At 64.7% G+C, this 16,684-nt stretch carries 23 protein-coding genes and 1 tRNA gene; 22 read left to right on the top strand and 2 right to left on the bottom strand.

Annotation, left to right across the window (positions count from 1 at the left end; genetic code table 11):
• Positions 1 to 261 precede the first annotated feature (261 nt).
• Positions 262 to 2,316, top strand: a complete 2,055-nt coding sequence (gene rpoD, locus NMQ14_RS13155) for an RNA polymerase sigma factor RpoD (RefSeq protein WP_257096851.1) — start codon at positions 262 to 264, stop codon at positions 2,314 to 2,316.
• 52 nt (positions 2,317 to 2,368) lie between these two features.
• Positions 2,369 to 2,800 carry a CBS domain-containing protein gene (locus tag NMQ14_RS13150; RefSeq protein WP_257096850.1) on the top strand — a complete coding sequence of 144 codons (432 nt, stop codon included), beginning with the start codon at positions 2,369 to 2,371 and terminating at the stop codon, positions 2,798 to 2,800.
• Here the strand turns inward: NMQ14_RS13150 and NMQ14_RS13145 are convergent.
• Complete coding sequence (locus tag NMQ14_RS13145) at positions 2,785 to 3,954, bottom strand: alkaline phosphatase family protein (protein WP_257096849.1); 1,170 nt, start codon at positions 3,952 to 3,954, stop codon at positions 2,785 to 2,787. The genes NMQ14_RS13150 and NMQ14_RS13145 overlap by 16 nt on opposite strands.
• A gap of 87 nt (positions 3,955 to 4,041) precedes the next feature.
• Here NMQ14_RS13145 and NMQ14_RS13140 point away from each other — a divergent pair.
• A tRNA-Ile gene (locus NMQ14_RS13140) sits at positions 4,042 to 4,120 on the top strand.
• 373 nt (positions 4,121 to 4,493) lie between these two features.
• Here NMQ14_RS13140 and NMQ14_RS13135 read toward each other — a convergent pair.
• Positions 4,494 to 5,384: a helix-turn-helix transcriptional regulator gene (locus tag NMQ14_RS13135; RefSeq protein WP_257096848.1), complete on the bottom strand. Its 891-nt coding sequence runs from the start codon at positions 5,382 to 5,384 to the stop codon at positions 4,494 to 4,496.
• Between the two features lie 164 nt (positions 5,385 to 5,548).
• On the opposite strand from NMQ14_RS13135, the gene NMQ14_RS13130 reads away from it, so the two are divergent.
• The 19 genes from NMQ14_RS13130 (at position 5,549) to NMQ14_RS13040 (ending at position 16,573) form a co-directional block, all read left to right on the top strand.
• Positions 5,549 to 5,878 (top strand): helix-turn-helix domain-containing protein, encoded by a 330-nt coding sequence (locus NMQ14_RS13130; protein WP_257096847.1) that lies wholly within the window; start codon positions 5,549 to 5,551, stop codon positions 5,876 to 5,878.
• Between the two features lie 2 nt (positions 5,879 to 5,880).
• Positions 5,881 to 6,318, top strand: a complete 438-nt coding sequence (locus NMQ14_RS13125) for a hypothetical protein (protein ID WP_257096846.1) — start codon at positions 5,881 to 5,883, stop codon at positions 6,316 to 6,318.
• The gene (locus NMQ14_RS13120; RefSeq protein ID WP_257096845.1) at positions 6,315 to 8,570 is read left to right on the top strand and encodes a Mu transposase C-terminal domain-containing protein; all 2,256 of its coding nucleotides are present in this window, start codon (positions 6,315 to 6,317) and stop codon (positions 8,568 to 8,570) included. Before NMQ14_RS13125 ends, NMQ14_RS13120 begins: the two co-directional genes overlap by 4 nt.
• 58 nt (positions 8,571 to 8,628) lie before the next feature.
• On the top strand, positions 8,629 to 9,366 hold the full coding sequence (locus NMQ14_RS13115) for an AAA family ATPase (protein ID WP_257096844.1): 738 nt from the start codon (positions 8,629 to 8,631) through the stop codon (positions 9,364 to 9,366).
• Entirely contained in the window at positions 9,366 to 9,800 is a 435-nt protein-coding gene (locus tag NMQ14_RS13110) for a hypothetical protein (RefSeq protein WP_257096842.1), read from the top strand. The genes NMQ14_RS13115 and NMQ14_RS13110 overlap by 1 nt, the downstream gene beginning before the upstream one ends.
• Positions 9,767 to 10,261 (top strand): hypothetical protein, encoded by a 495-nt coding sequence (locus NMQ14_RS13105; protein ID WP_257096839.1) that lies wholly within the window; start codon positions 9,767 to 9,769, stop codon positions 10,259 to 10,261. The genes NMQ14_RS13110 and NMQ14_RS13105 overlap by 34 nt, the downstream gene beginning before the upstream one ends.
• Positions 10,261 to 10,530, top strand: coding sequence for a hypothetical protein (locus tag NMQ14_RS13100; RefSeq protein WP_257096837.1), 270 nt, complete (start codon positions 10,261 to 10,263; stop codon positions 10,528 to 10,530). Before NMQ14_RS13105 ends, NMQ14_RS13100 begins: the two co-directional genes overlap by 1 nt.
• Positions 10,527 to 11,150, top strand: coding sequence for a hypothetical protein (locus tag NMQ14_RS13095; protein ID WP_257096835.1), 624 nt, complete (start codon positions 10,527 to 10,529; stop codon positions 11,148 to 11,150). Before NMQ14_RS13100 ends, NMQ14_RS13095 begins: the two co-directional genes overlap by 4 nt.
• Entirely contained in the window at positions 11,147 to 11,467 is a 321-nt protein-coding gene (locus NMQ14_RS13090; protein WP_257096833.1) for a hypothetical protein, read from the top strand. Before NMQ14_RS13095 ends, NMQ14_RS13090 begins: the two co-directional genes overlap by 4 nt.
• Positions 11,464 to 11,736, top strand: a complete 273-nt coding sequence (locus NMQ14_RS13085; RefSeq protein WP_257096831.1) for a hypothetical protein — start codon at positions 11,464 to 11,466, stop codon at positions 11,734 to 11,736. Before NMQ14_RS13090 ends, NMQ14_RS13085 begins: the two co-directional genes overlap by 4 nt.
• The gene (locus tag NMQ14_RS13080) at positions 11,733 to 12,470 is read left to right on the top strand and encodes a hypothetical protein (protein WP_257096829.1); all 738 of its coding nucleotides are present in this window, start codon (positions 11,733 to 11,735) and stop codon (positions 12,468 to 12,470) included. The genes NMQ14_RS13085 and NMQ14_RS13080 overlap by 4 nt, the downstream gene beginning before the upstream one ends.
• Complete coding sequence (locus NMQ14_RS13075) at positions 12,467 to 13,063, top strand: host-nuclease inhibitor Gam family protein (protein ID WP_257096826.1); 597 nt, start codon at positions 12,467 to 12,469, stop codon at positions 13,061 to 13,063. The genes NMQ14_RS13080 and NMQ14_RS13075 overlap by 4 nt, the downstream gene beginning before the upstream one ends.
• Positions 13,064 to 13,080: 17 nt before the next feature.
• Positions 13,081 to 13,320: a hypothetical protein gene (locus tag NMQ14_RS13070; RefSeq protein WP_257096824.1), complete on the top strand. Its 240-nt coding sequence runs from the start codon at positions 13,081 to 13,083 to the stop codon at positions 13,318 to 13,320.
• 2 nt (positions 13,321 to 13,322) lie between these two features.
• Positions 13,323 to 13,595 (top strand): HU family DNA-binding protein, encoded by a 273-nt coding sequence (locus NMQ14_RS13065; RefSeq protein WP_257096822.1) that lies wholly within the window; start codon positions 13,323 to 13,325, stop codon positions 13,593 to 13,595.
• A gap of 90 nt (positions 13,596 to 13,685) precedes the next feature.
• Entirely contained in the window at positions 13,686 to 14,333 is a 648-nt protein-coding gene (locus NMQ14_RS13060; RefSeq protein ID WP_257096820.1) for a regulatory protein GemA, read from the top strand.
• 1 nt (position 14,334) lies between these two features.
• Entirely contained in the window at positions 14,335 to 14,751 is a 417-nt protein-coding gene (locus NMQ14_RS13055) for a Mor transcription activator family protein (protein ID WP_257096818.1), read from the top strand.
• Between the two features lie 35 nt (positions 14,752 to 14,786).
• Positions 14,787 to 15,341, top strand: a complete 555-nt coding sequence (locus tag NMQ14_RS13050; RefSeq protein WP_257096816.1) for a hypothetical protein — start codon at positions 14,787 to 14,789, stop codon at positions 15,339 to 15,341.
• Between the two features lie 105 nt (positions 15,342 to 15,446).
• Positions 15,447 to 16,043, top strand: coding sequence for an N-acetylmuramoyl-L-alanine amidase (locus tag NMQ14_RS13045; RefSeq protein WP_257096815.1), 597 nt, complete (start codon positions 15,447 to 15,449; stop codon positions 16,041 to 16,043).
• Positions 16,043 to 16,573, top strand: coding sequence for a hypothetical protein (locus NMQ14_RS13040; protein WP_257096814.1), 531 nt, complete (start codon positions 16,043 to 16,045; stop codon positions 16,571 to 16,573). Before NMQ14_RS13045 ends, NMQ14_RS13040 begins: the two co-directional genes overlap by 1 nt.
• Positions 16,574 to 16,684 lie beyond the last annotated feature (111 nt).

Below are 16,684 nucleotides of genomic sequence, written 5' to 3'. Positions count from 1 at the left end.
GTATAATGACGGGTTCCCCTATTGAACGTTCGCCGGCGGCGCTGGCGCCCTTCCGGGCGTTGCCGAACTCGTCGGGCGCAACGTACTCGAACCGTAGCGCGAGCCGAACCGTAGAGCGAATGTAGAGCGAATCGCAAAAACGTCAGCCGGATGCCCTTGCAGCATTCCGGGCCGCCACATCGCGGGGTGTCACATCGATGCCGGCGGACGATATTCCGATGGTCGGAAGATCGTTGGTAACACGCAGATCTGAGGAATTACATGGTCGCCAAGGACAAGTCGAAGGATACACGCAAGCAGGTAGCGGTCGAAGAAACACCTGTTGCCGCCGCCAACCCGACTGAAGCAGCCGTACCGAAGCTCGCCGCGGCACGCGCCGCAAAGCCCGCAAAGGCCGCCACCGCCGCCAGCAAGGCTAAGGAACTGAAAGCTGCCAAGGCAGCAGGCGCCGTCGCAAATGCACTGCCGATGGACGCCGACCAGCGCCGCCTGCGCCTGAAGACGCTGATCGCGCTCGGCAAGGAACGTGGCTACCTTACCTATGCCGAAATCAACGACCACCTGCCGGACGACATCGTCGATGCCGAGCAGATAGAGTCCATCATTTCGACCTTCAACGACATGGGCATCCGTGTCTTTGACGAAGCTCCCGCATCGGAAGACCTGCTGATGGGCGAAAACGCCCCGGCTGTGGTCGATGCGTCGGAAGTCGAGGAAGAAGCCGAGCAGGCGCTGTCCACGGTGGAATCGGAATTCGGCCGCACGACCGATCCGGTGCGCATGTACATGCGCGAGATGGGTACGGTCGAACTGCTGACCCGCGAGGGCGAGATCGAGATCGCCAAGCGCATCGAGGACGGCCTGCGCCACATGATCCAGGCCATCTCCGCCTGCCCGACGACGATTGCCGAAATCCTCGACATGGCGGACAAGGTGGCGCGCGAGGAAATGCGTATCGACGAACTGATCGACGGCCTGATTGATCCGAACGCAGTTGAGGAAGAAGCTGCCGCGGCACCGGAGCCGACCGTCGACGAGGACAGCGAAGAGGACGACGAGGAAGAAGAAGACGAAGCCGGCGCGATGAGCGCATCGCTGATCCAGCTCAAGGCCGACGCACTCGAGCGCTTCGAGAACATCCGCGCCTTCTACACGAAGATGCAGGCCACGCTGGACAAGAAGGGCTCGCAGGACAAGATCTACCTGAAGCTGCAGAAGCAGTTGTCCGACGAACTGATGAACATCCGCTTCACCGCCCGCATGATCGAAAAGCTGTGCGATTCGGTGCGCGGCATGGTCGAGTCGGCACGCAAGCACGAACGCAAGATCCTGGAACTGTGTGTGGACAAGGGCAACATGCCGCGCTCGCACTTCATCAAGGTGTTCCCCGGCAACGAGGTGAACATCGACTGGTTGAAGGGTGAAATCACCGCCGCCAAGTCGAATGGCGCGCAATTGCTGCGCGCCGCGCCTGCCATCATCGAGGAACAGGGCAAGCTGATCGACATCCAGGACCGCATCGGGCTGCCGTTGAAGGAACTGAAGGACATCAACAAGCAGATGTCCACAGGTGAGGCCAAGATGCGCCGCGCCAAGCGCGAGATGACCGAAGCCAACCTGCGCCTGGTCATTTCGATCGCGAAGAAATACACCAACCGCGGCCTGCAGTTCCTCGACCTGATCCAGGAAGGCAACATCGGACTGATGAAGGCGGTGGACAAGTTCGAATACCGCCGCGGCTACAAATTCTCGACCTATGCGACCTGGTGGATCCGCCAGGCTATCACGCGTTCGATCGCCGATCAGGCGCGCACCATCCGCATTCCGGTGCACATGATCGAGACGATCAACAAGATGAACCGTATCTCCCGCCAGATCCTGCAGGAAACCGGTGCTGAACCTGATCCGGCCACGCTGGCCATCCGCATGGAAATGCCGGAAGAGAAGATCCGGAAAATCCTGAAGATCAGCAAGGAACCGATCTCGATGGAAACACCGATCGGCGACGATGACGATTCCCATCTCGGCGACTTCATCGAGGACACCGCAACGCTGGCGCCGACCGACGCCGCGCTGTTCGCCAGCCTGCGCGACATCACGAAGGAAGTGCTGGACAGCCTGACGCCGCGTGAAGCCAAGGTGCTGCGCATGCGCTTCGGCATCGAAATGAATACCGACCATACTCTGGAAGAGGTCGGCAAACAGTTCGATGTCACGCGCGAGCGCATTCGCCAGATCGAAGCCAAGGCGCTGCGCAAGCTGCGTCATCCGTCGCGTTCGGAGAAGCTGCGCAGCTTCCTCGACACGGAGACCTGATTTCGGGTGCATCCTCACCCGGAGTCCTGATCGACAACAGGGAGGATGCACTGTGAAAACGATAGCCCAGGTACTTGAAGGAAAAGCCGCCCCGATCGCGACGATGGAGGCGGACCGCACAGTGCTGGACGCACTGCGCCTCCTTGCGGAGCACGGCATCGGCGCCGTGCTGGTCACCGATGCCGGCAGACTTGCCGGCATTTTTTCGGAACGCGACTATGCCCGGCGCGTGGTACTCGAAGGAAAGAGCTCTTCGACGACAACACTGCGCGAGGTGATGACGAGCAAGCTCATCCACGTGACGCCGGTCAATACGGTGGACGACGCGATGCAGCTCATGACCGACAAGCGCATCCGTCACCTGCCGGTGCTTGACGAAGCCGGTGCGCTGGTCGGCGTCGTGTCCATCGGCGACATGGTCAAGGAAACCATCGCTTACCAGCAATTCCTGATCCGGCAACTCGAAAGCTATATCACCAGCTGAACCAGCGGCACCCTCATTTCGTCGGCGTGCGTACCGCCGTGGACGCCAACAAGACGATGCCTGCGCTCGCCTGGCATCGTGTCGCGCAGCGTCCAGTCATCCGCCATTTCCAGCGTGAAGTCACCGACGCGCGACAGCAGCTTCGGATGGGGCGCACCGGGCCCGAAACGCCCGGCCACCTGCAGATCGGCCGAGCGCCACACGGTACAGGCGTGGTCGAGCGCATGCACCGCGTGCTCGAAATCGCGCTCGCGCCCCGGCTTCACGTGACAGAACACCGTCCGTCGTTCGCCGGACAGCGGACCGGCGAGACAATCGGCGAGCAGCGGCAAGTCCTCCATGTCGATCAAGCGCTGCGGTGGGCCATCGATGAAACCGTGATCGGCAGTCACCAGCAGCAACGAGTCGCGCCGTGGCTGCGCCTGCACCCAGCGGCTCAGCGCCGCGTCGGCTGCGCGCAGCAGGGCACCCGCCTCGTCAGACGCCGCGCCGCGCTGATGGGCGCAATGATCGAAATCCGGCCAGTAGGCATAGACGTAGGACGGTGGAGACGGCGCTCGCAGTGCGCAGTCGATCTGGTCCAGCATGTCCGGCAAGCCATAGTGGCCGATGCGCCGCGCCGCGGCGCTGTGGCGCAGGTTGAACGGCGAATCGACGATGTCGGCCGGCGAAACGACACAGCTGTCGCCGGGCAGCGAAGCGAACATCGACGGCGTGCGGCACACCCGCGCCAATATCTCGTCAGGCGTCAGCATCAGCGCAGAAACGTCGTGTGAACCGCGTGGCGTGACCGGCAGGATGGCCAGCACCCGCCCATCGAGACCCGGTTCGTCGAAGCGTACGTGCCAGCCCGTCAATCCGTGCACCGCAGGCGCGCGCGCGGTCATGAAGGTCGTGATCGCCGCCGCCGTGGTGGAAGGGAAAACCGATGTCAGTGCGTGCGTATAGTGGCGCCGCAGAAAGCTGTCGTCCGGCAGCAGGTCAAGCTGCTTCATGCCGACGCCGTCGAGCACCAGCAGTACGACAGTGCGTGCGTCGCGCCAGCCCGACGTCACGACCTCGCGCAAACCCTGCCCGGCAGCCCTGCCACCCCGCGCGCGCACCACGCTATCCATCAGGTCGACGATCGATCCGCCTTCGAAATCCGGCCACATGCCGCGCTGCATCCTCCACAAGGGACGCCGTCTGGATGTCCGGTTGTCCGAACCCCGAGGCGCTTTGATATAGTACGCGCCCTTGCCGGGCCTCTAGCTCATGCTTGGTTAGAGCAGCGGACTCATAATCCGTTGGTGCCGAGTTCGACTCTCGGGGGGCCCACCAGACACAAGAGCCCCAGCCTTGCGCGGCTGGGGCTTTTCCATTTCGGGCGAATGTGGGGAGGTGATCGTATTGGCACAATCTTCGACCCCGGCAATTGAGCACCAAACCCGCGCCGGGCCTCGGTTTGATCGATATTCGAGGTCGCAATGGCGTTTGCGCAATCTGTGACTAGAGTGCGCAAATTCGCGCCCGTTTTGGCACTGTCGTAAACAACGTCCGCGCCGTTCTGAGCATGCAGAGACCACGTGCTCATCGTTCCCACTGCAGTGACCTCGCGCCATCGCGCCACGTACGCGACCATCGCGGCTGTTTCGAGGGACTTCATCGCTCACCCGCTGAGTTCCGGAGGGAAACGCAGTCTGACTGCGCCTCATCAGCGATTCGTGCCCGTTAATCCTTTTGGCTGACCCTCGGAATGTTGCAGTTGGTTGCACAGCTCGGAAACGACCCGTGCTTCCTCATGCGGCGGCAACACCGGAGCGTCGTATTCCGCGTGTGCACGCCAAATTCCGCTCATTACGCCTAGCAGCAGGTTCCGATTCACATGTGGGTCCGTCTGCGCGTAGAGCTCCGCCGCGACCGACGCAGCGACGACCCTTTCCATCCCGGTGCTCGCGACGACATTTCGAACGGCAGTGATGATGCGTGCGAGCTCAGATTCGTCCAGATGGACCGGAAGCGCTTGATCGATCAGTACTGACCTACGAGGGGACGGCGAATAGTGCATGCCGGGAGCGTGCTCCTCGACTGAGCGTTGGGCCAACGCGAAGCGCTGCTGCCAGCGCCGTGCCTGCTGCAACCACGCGCGCAACTCGGCAACACTGATAGATGGAATCAGTTCTCTAAGCATCGACGAGACGCCGGCCGCGCCTTCGTTGTAGCGCTTCACGAAGCCAGCCGCTTCGTCGCGAGAAGTGGCCTGATCTGCGAATGTGTCAATTGGGAGTTCGAGCATCGCGATCTTGGCGATCTGCCACTGCGCTTCTTCCCGTTGCAGATCGACCGTAGCGGGGGAACCGACCAGCATCTCTCCGGTGCCATGCAGTAGCCAGGTCAGGTTTAAACCCTTGTGGATCAAAGCGCTGAGCACCTCACCGCCCGGCATGCTGATGCCGCTCTCGTTGCCTTGCAGGCCGCGTTTGGATCCACCGATTTCTTTGGCGAACGCCACCTGACTCAATTTCAAATGCTCTCGGAACTCACGCAGGCGAGCGCCGACCGCGGCCTTGTCACTTTGCGGTGCCGAAGTGTCAACGTCGTCCATGCGGCACCTCGCAGTTGACACTTTTATAAGTGCTTGTATTCAAAGGAAAGTGCATAAATAAGTGCCAACAAGCGCCGAAAGAAGTGTCAACTCCCGTTCCTATCGTTGACATGGCACGTTATTTAGTGCGAAATGCACATATCAACGGCACACGAATACGTGACATGGAACGTACCTCGGCACCAAAAAAAGCCAGTCAGGCAAACGACTGGCACCCGGCAGATATCGTCGCGGCTCTTCGCAAGGCGGGCTGGTCAGTACGCGGACTCGCCCATCGTCACTCGGTTACTCCAACAACGATTTCCCGTGCGATGCGGCAGAGCTCCGCTGCCAACGAGAAGCGCATTGCCGAGGCGCTGAAGCTTGATCCAAAACTGATCTGGCCGTCTCGCTACAACACTGATGGAAGCCGCAAGTTGCAAGGCTTCCAAGCCATACGCCAGTGTACTCGCGAGACTGTCGCGCGCAATGGCAAGGATCGGGCAGCGGCCTAGACATGAGTCGCGACCCGCTCACCCTCGACATGTTCACGCCTTACGCGGTGCCGACGCCTCATGCGCCGCTGCCTGGCGCGCTTGCGTTCAGCGCGGTGTTGCGCGGGCTGCTTTCCGAGGCGATCAAGGCGTCGCCGCTGTCTCGGGAAGAGATCGCAGCGCGCATGTCAGTGCTCACCGGGCAAGAGATCACGCTCCACATGATCAACGCCTGGACGGCGGAAAGCCGCGAGGGCTGGCGCTTCCCGCTTGAGTTCGCGCCGGCGTTCGAAGTGGCGACTGAAACGCACTCCATCACCGCCTGGCTGGCCGACGTACGGGGCGGCAAGTTGCTGGTGGGCCGTGACGCGATCAACGCCGAGCTCGGCCGCCTTGAGCGGATGCGCGACGAAGCCGCGCGACGCATCAAGCAGCTCAAACGCACGGTGGGCGACGAATGAACCCGGCGACCGTGAAAGAGCTCGCGGACGTGCTCGCCGTCTCGAAACAGGCCGTACTGCAGCGTGCCGCACGCGAGGCATGGCGCTTCGTCGAGCAAACCGTACGCGGCGGACAGCAGAAGGCATACCTGGTCGAGGCGCTGCCTGAATCACTTCGCATCGCGCTCATCACCGCCCGCATGCAAGTACCCAGCAACCCCGCCGCAGCGACGCCATCCGCTGCGAACGGTTCGGCCGGCACTTCGGTACCGGCCGCTTTTTCTTCCCGGTCGTGCGCCATTGCGGCGACTGATCTCACCGACACCCAGCGAGCCGCGCGCGACGCCCGTGCCGCAGTACTTTCCGCCGTGCGTCGCCTGCAAGCTGATGCCGGATGCGCCCAGGAAGCCGCCATGGTGACGCTGCTCACCCATGCGCGCGCCGGCCGGCTCGAAGGGCCGCTCGACAGCCTGCTGCGCGCTGCCCGAGACAACCGTGGCCGCAAGGTCGATGAATACCCCTCCGTTCGCACCCTGAAGCGCTGGCTCTCGGCACCCGATCTCGCGCCGAGGCGGCCTGTGGCCGACATGCGCGTGCCAGCGTGGGCGGCCGACTTCCTCCGCGAGTACCGCAAGCCCCAGAAGCCAGGCGTCACCGAGGCCTATGAGGCGTTCGCCATGCAGTGGCCCGGTGTGTCGATCCACCAGGTGCGCCGATTCCTCGACAAGCTGGGCGAGGTCGAGCGCAACCGCGGCCGCATGCTGCCGCGCGAACTGAAGGCGCTGAAGCCCTTCGTACGGCGCGGCACCGATGGCCTGCTGCCCGGCGACATCTACACCGCCGACGGCCACACCTTCGACGCCGAGATCGAGCACCCCGACCACGGCCGGCCATTCCGCCCTGAAATCACCGGCGTGGTCGATATCGCCACGCGTCGCCTGGTCGGCTGGTCGGCGGGCCTCGCTGAAAGCACATGGACCGTGCTCGATGCACAGCGCCACGCCTTCACCCGCAACGGCCTGTGCGCGATCTGGTACGTCGACCGCGGCGCCGGCTTCGCCAACGCCCTGCAGGCGGACGAAGTGCTTGGCGTCATCGAGCGCATGGGCATCCGCATCGAGCACTCGCTGCCCTACAACTCGCAGGCCCGCGGCGCCATGGAGCGAAACCATCCGTCGGTCTGGATCCGCGCAGCGAAGAAGCTGCCCACCTACATGGGCCGCGACATGGACCGCGAAGCGCGGCAGAAGGTGTTCAAGATCACCCGCGCCGCGCTCAAGGATGGCCGCCGCAGCGAGTTGCTCATGGCCTGGCGCGACTTTCTCGCCTTCATCGAAGCGGAAGCCGAGGCCTACAACGCCCGCCCGCACAGCAGCCTGCCGCGCATCGTCGATCCGGAAACCGGTCGCCGCCGTCACCAGTCGCCGAACGAAGCCTGGCAGGCCGCCGTTGCGCAGGGCTGGCAACCCGAGCTGCCGCGGCCGCAGGACGTGCAGGAAATGTTCCGCCCGTACAAGCTGGCGATCGTGCGCCGCGGCGAAGTCGTGCTGCATACCAACATCTACTTCGCCCAGGCCTTGGCCGATCTCGACCTGCATGGCGAGAAAGTGCGCGTCGGCTACGACATCCACGACCCGTCGTCTGTGGTCATCCGCGATCTGGACGGCCGTTACATCTGCACCGCCGAGCTCGACGGTAACAAGCGCGGGTACTTCCCGCAGTCCGTCATCGAGCAGGCACGCGACAAGCGCGCCGCGGGCCGCGAGCGGCGCCTGCAGGACAAGCTCGAAGAAGTGCGCGCCGAGCGCGATGCCGGGCGCGTGCTTGAGCACAGCGCCGGCCCCGGCCTGTACGACCCGCTGCTCGACATCCCCGCTGTGGTCATGCCTGAAGCGCTTCAGCCGGTGCTGTCGTCCATCTCGCCGCGCGACGAGACAGCCGTCGCACAAAGCTTTGCGGCAGGTGCGGACGAACCGCGCCCGGCAGTCCCCGAAGTCGTCCAGTTGCCCGGCACCCAGTCGCGCCCGCGCTTCGGCCCCGACGATGACCCCGACCAGTACCGCTGGCTGGTGCGCAACCCGCATGCCTGGGACGCGCTGGACGCCGAGTGGCTGCTCGAATTCGTGAGTGGTGGCCTGTACGAAAACCTGCTGGCGCGCCTTGCCTACCAGGGCGTCGCCTGGACAGCGGATCTGGAAGCACGGGCTAGGGAAGTGATGCGTGGCGCGCGAGACGCGCCGATTGACGAGAGTTTTGAGGTGGCCGCCGGTTGAGCTGTCACTCAACCGACGTCCGGAGCAACACAACGTTTGCAGTCAGGAGGGTAGCACTTTGAAAAAAGCCTTTGTCGAAACCACCAACGTCGAGCGCTTCCGCTCGGCGCTCGCCGCGGTCGAGCAACGCGGCGCACCGGAGGCGAGCTGGCTGCTCGTGTCCGGTGACCCGGCGCTTGGCAAGAGCACCACCGTCAAGCAGTGGGCCACGCGCAATCGCGCCGTGTATCTGCGCGCCAAAGAGTTGTGGACGCCCGGCTTCTTCATCCGCGATCTCGCGGCGGAGCTGGGCGAAGACGACGAAGGCTCGCTCAAGAGCGTGTTCGGCCGAGTCATTGCACGCATAGGCCATACACAGGCCACGATCGTCATCGACGAAGTGCAGCACTGCCTGCGCAATTGCGCCGCGGTGCTCGAAGAGCTGCGCGACATCACCGACACCACGGAAACGATGGCGGTGCTGGTCACCGGAGTGGAGCAGGTACAGAGCCGTATCGGCAAGCACGCGCAGATCTCGTCGCGCATCGCCCGTGTGGTCGACTTCCGCCCCGCCTCGGTCGAAGACATCGGCCTCATGTGCGCCCAGCTGTGCGACGTCACGGTCGGCGCCGACGCCGTCGCGCTGATTCATCAGCAGGCACAAGGCCGCATGCGCCAAACCATGAATGCACTGGTGGCGATCGAGGCCGTCGCCCGTCGCAACAAGCTCGCTTCCGTCACCGCCGCCGACCTGCAGGGCGTGGCGCTGGTCCAGGACTGGCGTGTCAAGCGGCCCGCCTCGAAGGAGGCTGCGTGATGAGCGAAGGAACCATGGTGGTCGATGTAGTCCAGGAGCTGGCCGACTTGCAAGTCCGAGTCGCTGAAATGGTGTGTCAGGTCGATGAGGCCGCTGCCCTTCGCGACATGCTGGACAGCACACGGTTTGACTTGAACCTCATTCAGCAGGCGCTTGGTGTGTCGGACGAGCCACATCAGTCGCTGATGGAACGCATGGTCGATGCTGCGAAAGCGACAGCTCTGGCGTGTGGAGCGATGCCGCGCACGGAAATCATCCAGTGGATTGATGACGGCAGTCGTCCAGATGCCGACGAGACCGTACTGATCACTCTCGACGACGGCGAAGTGGTTGAAGGCTGGTTCGACGGCGAAGTCTTCCGCAAGAGCTTGATCGACAACTTCGATGACGAGGTGATCGCGTGGGCGACATGGCCGAGGGGGGCACGCGCATGATCGAGATTCACGCCCGCGTCCGCTACAAAACCGGCACCTACATCGCCTCCGGCGGTGGTCTGCGCGCGAGCTGCAGCGCCGGCCCGCGCATGGCCATCGAGCGCTTGGCCGAAAAGCTCGCCGCCCGCTTCGACGTGCCGATCTACGCCGATATCGACTGGATCACGGGCTGCGAGTGGCAGGTGCTGCTCGATGACCGTGAGCACCTCTTTGCCTTCTGCTGGCAAAACGGCGTGATCGAGTTCGGCGAAGCCGTGCCCGAGGGCGCGCTGCACGTGCTCGACGGCACCCCCTTTGAAGTGCGCGACACCATCGAGGCCACCGCGCGGCTGGCGCATGACGTTACGACATGGCTGGTGCCCGGTGTGCCCGAGGCCAGCGACGGCAAGGCGCGCGTGAAGGCGCTGATGGACTATCGCCGCTGGTTGATCGAGCGGCTGAGCGTGGAAGGGGTCGCGTGATGACCGGCCGAATCCTCCCCCTCGGCGTGATGCCGCTGAATCCCGTTGCGGTCGGCCTGGCTACCGAGCAGCAGGGCCAATACGGGTTGCTTCGGTCGGCTCTTGGCGAGCCCGTCATTCACAACCAGCAGACCGGCCGGGTCTGGACCATCGACTGGCCGCAGCTTGTCGAGCTCGCCCGCGCCGCCGGCATCGACGAACACGATCCGGCTGTCGCCGCCGAAGCGGCCAGCGCCATCGCTCGCGCGATGGGAAAGGCGGCGCGATGAGCTGGGTCGCCCAACGAGTACTCGCCGCCACCGGCAACGCCCAGCCCGGCGACTGCCTGCGTGAGACCGATCTCGCGCTGCGCACTGGCCTGACCGAAAAGCAGACCGAAAACGCCTGCCGGGTGCTGGTGCGCCGCGGCCTGCTCACGCGCCGCGTCGCCGGGTGCCACAACCTCACTGCCGAGGGCCGCGCCGCGCTCGATGCCGGTAGCCGAATCGCCAGCGGCCCGCAGCATCCGCATGTTGCCGGGCGGCGCATCGTGCGCGCCGAGACGGCCCGCGATCGCATGTGGTCAGCCCTGCGGATGGAGGGCAAGGCCACGCTCGACGATCTCGCCATGCTGGTCGCGCAGGGCACCGAAGCCGACCTGAAAAACAACCTCATGAAGTACATGCGGATGTTGGAGCGTGCCGGCTACGTGAAGCGTCTGCCCGTGAAAGAGGCTCCGATGGCGCTCACCAGTAACGGCTGCATCCGCTGGTGGCTGCTGCCCGGCCGCAACACCGGCCCGGTCGCGCCGCGCCCGGTACCCAAGCGCCGCGCGCTCTACGACGCCAATCGAGATCGCGACTACCCGTTTGACGGCAGCGGCTGGGAACTACGCGAGGACCAGCCATGACCCCGAAGGCCCGCGAGTTGTTCGACCGCGCGCTAGCGGAGCACGGCCCCGTGGAGGTCGCGCGGCGGTGTGGCTACAAGAACCACACCATCGTCAGCCTCATCGCCGCTGGCAAGTACGAGGCGCGCACCGACCGCTTCGGCGAGAAGGTGCTTACGGCCTTCGGCGTCATCCGCTGCCCGCATCTGGGTATCGACATTCCCCGCACCGACTGCGCCGGCCACGCCCTGCGCAGCGTGCCCACCAGCAGCCCGGAAAAGCTGCGCCTGTGGGTCGCCTGCCAGGCCTGCCCGCACAAACCAAAGGAGGCTGCATGAACACCGAACCTGACCGTCAGCAGTATCTGATCGACGCGCTCGCGCCGCCCGATCGCAACATCGCAACCCTGGCTGATCTGTGCTTCGTCGCCGTGATCGCGCTGGCCACGGGCGTGCTGGCGATGGACTACTTCACCGCCCGCGAGATCGAGCGCTGGGTTGAGCGTGGCGGCGACCTCGCCATCGCCGGCTACACCATCGTCTGCGAACTGCCGCTGACCATCGACTGCCAGGCGCGGCTCATCGGCCCGAATGAGGTGCGACCATGAGCGCCTTCGCAGCCCAGTTGAGCGCCCTGGCCTCGGCGTGCGTGCCGCTGCAAGAGTGGGTCGCCGAGCAGCTCGCACAAGCGGCTCTCACCATCACCGAGCTGAGGAACGTCTGCCCTCGCGCCGGCGTCTCGTTCGAAGAAATTCGCACTGCTGCCGACTCGCTCGTCAAAGAGCAGCGCGCAGTCGCCACCCTCGATGAAGCGGAAAAATGCTGGCGCTACAGCCTCGCGGCCGTGGCGGTCGCCCGCCGTGCCGAAACACCCGGGTACCCCACGCCTGCTCATCTGCGCGATGCCGTGCTTAACCACATTCGCACAGCGGCCACGCCGCCCACTGCCGCGCAGATCGCGCGCGCCCTCGACGCGCCGGTCGCCCAGGTGTCGGCGTCCATCAACTACCTGAAGAACCGTCTTCGCGCGATCCAGAAACAGCCGGCCACCAAAGGCACGCATTTTCACTACATCGCCACCCAGGTGCCGCCGCTGCCTGACGAACTCCACAGTGCTCAGCCAGCTGAAACCACACCAGCGCCCGCCGTTTTCAAGAGTGCTCGACCCGTGGCCGAGATCGAGGTCGCGCCGCCCGGCCTCGTCTCGATTACCGCATTCGGCATCACCGAGCACCTGAGCACACATGAGTCGATCAGCGTCATTGAGGCGCTGAACGCCACTTTGCAGAAGTTGTTGCTTACCCGCGCCACCTCGGCCGACCACAGGAGTACCACCCAATGAAACCCACCCCCGAACTGACCGCCATCCGCGACGCAGCCCAGCAGCTCGCCGCGAAAAACAGGCTGCTCACCGCCCTCGGCGCCGCGCAGCAGGCCGCGCTCGTCAAGGCCGTCGAGCCCATTACAAAGCAGTTTCGCAGCGCGCTCGACGACGCAGCCGCCGAGCGCGCCGAGGCTGAAGCCGAATTGCTGCGCCTGGTCGAGGCCGCGCCGTCGCTGTTCACGAAGCCGCGCTCGATCACCGTCGATGGCGTCAAGACGGGCTATCGCAAAGAAGAAGACTCGTTGGACTGGTCGGACGAAAAGGCCGTCATGGCCCGCATCGAAAACTTGTTGCCCGAGCTCGCCGATCTGCTCATCCGCACCGAAACCACCCTGGTGAAAGACGCGCTGGGGCAACTCACCGAAGCGCACCTGAAGCGTATCGGTGTGCGCAAGGTGCTCGGCGCCGATCGAGCGTTTGTCAGCGTCGGCGAGTGCGATGTCGACAAGCTCGTGAAAATCGTCCTGGCTGACGCGGCCCGCCGCATCGGTGACGACGAACCTGCCAAGAAGGCCGGGAAAACCAAGGTCAAGGCCAACGCGTCGGCCTGAGTCGAGGAGGTAGGAAAATGCTTAAAGCATTGGATCATTTATCGGACTATCTTATTGTCATGTCTCTGAGCATGGCGGGCCTCAAAACGCTGGGCCATACGCCCGAGCTGAGTTGGGCGATGGTCTTTGCACCGATCTGGTTGCCGGCCGCGCTGATCGCGCCGGTCGTCGCAGCCATCGTCGTGCTCATCGCCATCGCCGCGGCGTGTCGCATCGTCGTAACCCTTTTCACCCGTAGCACCCCACCCAAGGAGTAACCATGAACCAAGCTGAAACCATCCGTGCCGTTGCCGAATCCGCCGAGGTCAGCCATGCCGAGGCCGAACGCGTCCTGAAAGCACTCGGCTTCGTCGCCCAGGCCCACCTTGATGCCGACGAAATCGTGCTGCCCGGCATCGGCAAGCTCAAGGCCAGCCCTCGCGCCGGCCGTACCGGCCGCAACCCGAAGACTGGCGAGCCCGTCGCGATCCCGCCCAGCACCACCGTCAAGTTCAGTGCTGCCAAGGCGCTGAAAGCCGCCATCAACCTCTGAAGCGCGCGGGCCAAGACCCAAGCGCCACGGCGTGCGCCGTGGCGCTTGATCCTTGACCCTCCGACCTTGACTGGCAACGAAAGGACGCCCATGAAAGCCGCCGCCACGCCCATGATCTCGCCCCAGCTCGCCGCACGCCGTCGTGCCGTGCATGCCGCGTGCCGCCAGCTCGGCATGGACGACGACGCCCGCCGCGACTTCCTGCAGGCACACGCCAGCGTTCGATCGACCAACGATCTCGACTTGCGCGCCTGCCAGCGCGTGCTCGATGCCGCCCGCAAAGCCGGTGCCGCCCGCCCCGCGCCCGAAAAGTACGTCGGCCGCCACCCCGGCTACCCCGCAAGCTGCCGGCGCGGCTGCGGCGCGCTGATGGAAAAGGTCGAGGCGCAACTGGCTGACATGAAGCTGCCTTGGGCGTACGCCACCGCCATCCTGCGGCACATGCACACCACCGCGCGCCTTGAGTGGGCTACGCCGAAGCAACTGCACGACCTGGTCGCCGCACTCGCCATCGAGCAGCAGAAGCGCCACCTGGTCGAAGCCGTTACTGCACTCGCGCGCGCCTTGGGCAAGACCGATGCCGACCTTGATCGCCTCGCGCGCGACCTCGCCCCCGTGCCGCGGCCGCTGCCGCCCAAGTGGCGCCGCGATCTGCGCTACCTCGAACTCATGGCGCAGCAGCTTTCGGCAGCGTGGGCCGCACATCAGGCCGCGCAACGAGACCACGAGGCCGCCTGACATGAGTCTGCCGCAGTCCGTTGTAGATCTGATCGAGCTGCTCGGGTACGAAGCCGCGATGCGGCTGGTCGACGCGTTCGGCGGGCTTGAGATCGAGGTGCCCAACGGCCGCGTCGAAGGCCCGCTCACCGCGCGCATCATCCAGACACTTGGCGGCGGTCTGGCCGCCCGCTTCATGGCCCACTACGGCGGCGAGGCGCTCTACATCCCTCGTTGCGTACAGGCCATCCGAGACGAACGCGATCGGGCGATACAGGCCGACTACGACGCAGGGTCTCGGGTGCCCGACATCGCGCAGAAATACATGATCAGCGAGCGCTGGGTCTGGGTTGTGCTGAAGCGCGCGATCGGCGATCAGCAGGCCGGGCGCAAGCGTGACGACAGCCAGTTGGACATGTTCAACACGACGAACGGATAATCCGGGCGTCCCGATGATCGAAAAGGAGTGTTTCCATGCGTGTAGCCTTCGCAGCGGTACTGGCCTTAACCCTTACCGCATGTGGTGCAGACCGGCCGCAGACGTCGGCGGCCCCAGCGCCGACTGCAGCGGTGTCGGTCAAGCCGCCGACGCCCAACTATGTGATGAAGGACGGCATGAAGTACGGCTATCCAGCTGCAATCAGTGAAGATGCTCGACGTGCCGGTCAAGTCGCCGAGCAGCTCATCATGGCGATGTACGCTGGCGAGAGAGACGGCCGACTTCAGGCGCACATCATTGACGGGATCAGTGTGACGGCCCTCGAATGTGAAAGGCCGTGCGAGTACCTTAAGGTGATGTCCTACGTGGACATTGACGGCATACCACCACAGGTGAAGGTCGAACACATTGCCGCTGCCCCGGGCAGCATCGGGCGCCTGATCATGGATGACGCGGTAAACGGCTTCCTTCGCCAGTACGGCACGGGCGATGAGAAGGGCCCGCGATATTCAGTGTGGGTCGATGAAATAAAGGGGATCGTTCGAACAAAGCTGCCGCCTGTGAAGACGGCAGTAGCGCCGGCGTCTTGACGGCCCTGTCGGATGACGTAAAGTCCAGCCGCCCGGTGCAACGCCGGGCGGTACCTGAAGCCCTTCACCCCTCTCCCGTGTTCATTCCCCGCGCATTCTGCGCGCATGGACACGCGCCCCTCCGACCACACTCCCGCCCGCAACGCTGAGCCCGTCTATACCGGCCTGAAGCGGCCAGTGCGGCTCATCGTCATTCACTGCAGCGCCACGCCCAACGCCCGAACGCTGTTCTACGGTGTGGGTACGAAAGACCTGCGCACGCCAGTCGACGAGATTGACGCCTGGCACAGCGACCGCGGTTTCAAGCGCAGCCCGCTTGCCATGGCGCGCTTCAACCCGAGCCTGCGTGCGATCGGCTACCACTATGTGATCGCCCGTAACGGCGGTCTCTTCACCGGCCGTCACCCAGACGAAGTAGGGGCGCACGCCAAGGGCCACAACAGCCACAGCATCGGCGTGTGCCTCATCGGCACAGATCAATTCACGCCAGCGCAGTGGGCCACGCTGGCTGACTGCCTGCCACGCTGGTGCGAGGCGCACCGTGTCGTGCGCCGGTTCGCCACGCATGACAGGCTCGAAGGCGTGTGTGGTCACCGTGATCTGCCGCTGGTTGCCAAGGCGTGCCCCGGTTTTCGGGTCGCAGAATGGCTGCACGGTGGCATGGAGCCCTTGAACAATCACATCGCAAGCGAGGCGCCCTGATGGCACCGCTCGCAATCGCATTGTCACTGGCCGAGCTCGCGCCCCGCCTCATGCGTTACTTCGGCGCCGGCGAGCAATCGACCGTCGTGGCCGAGAAGGTGATCGAGGTCGCCAAACAGGTGACCGGCGAGCCTACCGGCGAAGCCGCGCTGGCCGCGATCCAGGGCAACCCCGAACGCGCCCACCAGTGGCGCATGGCTGCGCTCGCGGCTGATACCGAGATCGAACGTACCTATCTCGATGACCGCCGCGACGCCCGCGCCCGCGACGTGGCCCTCGCGCAGGCCGGTTTTCGCAACCGGCGCGCCGACTGGATGGTGGCGATCGACGCCGTCGGCCTCGTGGCCTGCCTGGCGGTGCTGGCGCTGTTCCGCAAAGAGATACCGGCCGAGGTGGTCACCCTGCTCAGCACCATCGCCAGCCTGTTCGGCGTGTGCCTGCGCGACGCTCACCAGTTCGAATTCGGCAGCTCTCGCGGCAGTCGCGAGAAAGACGTGATTCTCGGCGGCGCCGCAAAGCCGCCTTCCTGACGCTTCGTCGTGCGTGTGCCATCGCCGGCCCAGTGGCCTTGTAACGCCGGCAGCCCGATACGTGGTGAGACGAGCGCGGTCCTCCCGGAACCTTTCCCGGTGCAACGCGCG

Origin of the sequence: Methyloversatilis sp. XJ19-13, assembly GCF_024580155.1 — a bacterium.
Classification (GTDB): Bacteria; Pseudomonadota; Gammaproteobacteria; order Burkholderiales; family Rhodocyclaceae; genus Methyloversatilis.
This window is presented reverse-complemented; position numbering and strand designations above follow the sequence as displayed.

Coding starts and splice junctions, on each gene's coding strand:
- rpoD (WP_257096851.1), top strand. CDS start 262: ATGGTCGCCAAGGACAAGTCGAAGGATACACGCAAGCAGGTAGCGGTC.
- NMQ14_RS13145 (WP_257096849.1), bottom strand. CDS start 3,954: ATGTGGCCGGATTTCGAAGGCGGATCGATCGTCGACCTGATGGATAGC.
- NMQ14_RS13135 (WP_257096848.1), bottom strand. CDS start 5,384: ATGGACGACGTTGACACTTCGGCACCGCAAAGTGACAAGGCCGCGGTC.
- NMQ14_RS13130 (WP_257096847.1), top strand. CDS start 5,549: ATGGAACGTACCTCGGCACCAAAAAAAGCCAGTCAGGCAAACGACTGG.
- NMQ14_RS13125 (WP_257096846.1), top strand. CDS start 5,881: ATGAGTCGCGACCCGCTCACCCTCGACATGTTCACGCCTTACGCGGTG.
- NMQ14_RS13120 (WP_257096845.1), top strand. CDS start 6,315: ATGAACCCGGCGACCGTGAAAGAGCTCGCGGACGTGCTCGCCGTCTCG.
- NMQ14_RS13110 (WP_257096842.1), top strand. CDS start 9,366: ATGAGCGAAGGAACCATGGTGGTCGATGTAGTCCAGGAGCTGGCCGAC.
- NMQ14_RS13100 (WP_257096837.1), top strand. CDS start 10,261: ATGACCGGCCGAATCCTCCCCCTCGGCGTGATGCCGCTGAATCCCGTT.
- NMQ14_RS13095 (WP_257096835.1), top strand. CDS start 10,527: ATGAGCTGGGTCGCCCAACGAGTACTCGCCGCCACCGGCAACGCCCAG.
- NMQ14_RS13090 (WP_257096833.1), top strand. CDS start 11,147: ATGACCCCGAAGGCCCGCGAGTTGTTCGACCGCGCGCTAGCGGAGCAC.
- NMQ14_RS13085 (WP_257096831.1), top strand. CDS start 11,464: ATGAACACCGAACCTGACCGTCAGCAGTATCTGATCGACGCGCTCGCG.
- NMQ14_RS13080 (WP_257096829.1), top strand. CDS start 11,733: ATGAGCGCCTTCGCAGCCCAGTTGAGCGCCCTGGCCTCGGCGTGCGTG.
- NMQ14_RS13075 (WP_257096826.1), top strand. CDS start 12,467: ATGAAACCCACCCCCGAACTGACCGCCATCCGCGACGCAGCCCAGCAG.
- NMQ14_RS13070 (WP_257096824.1), top strand. CDS start 13,081: ATGCTTAAAGCATTGGATCATTTATCGGACTATCTTATTGTCATGTCT.
- NMQ14_RS13065 (WP_257096822.1), top strand. CDS start 13,323: ATGAACCAAGCTGAAACCATCCGTGCCGTTGCCGAATCCGCCGAGGTC.
- NMQ14_RS13060 (WP_257096820.1), top strand. CDS start 13,686: ATGAAAGCCGCCGCCACGCCCATGATCTCGCCCCAGCTCGCCGCACGC.
- NMQ14_RS13055 (WP_257096818.1), top strand. CDS start 14,335: ATGAGTCTGCCGCAGTCCGTTGTAGATCTGATCGAGCTGCTCGGGTAC.
- NMQ14_RS13050 (WP_257096816.1), top strand. CDS start 14,787: ATGCGTGTAGCCTTCGCAGCGGTACTGGCCTTAACCCTTACCGCATGT.
- NMQ14_RS13045 (WP_257096815.1), top strand. CDS start 15,447: ATGGACACGCGCCCCTCCGACCACACTCCCGCCCGCAACGCTGAGCCC.
- NMQ14_RS13040 (WP_257096814.1), top strand. CDS start 16,043: ATGGCACCGCTCGCAATCGCATTGTCACTGGCCGAGCTCGCGCCCCGC.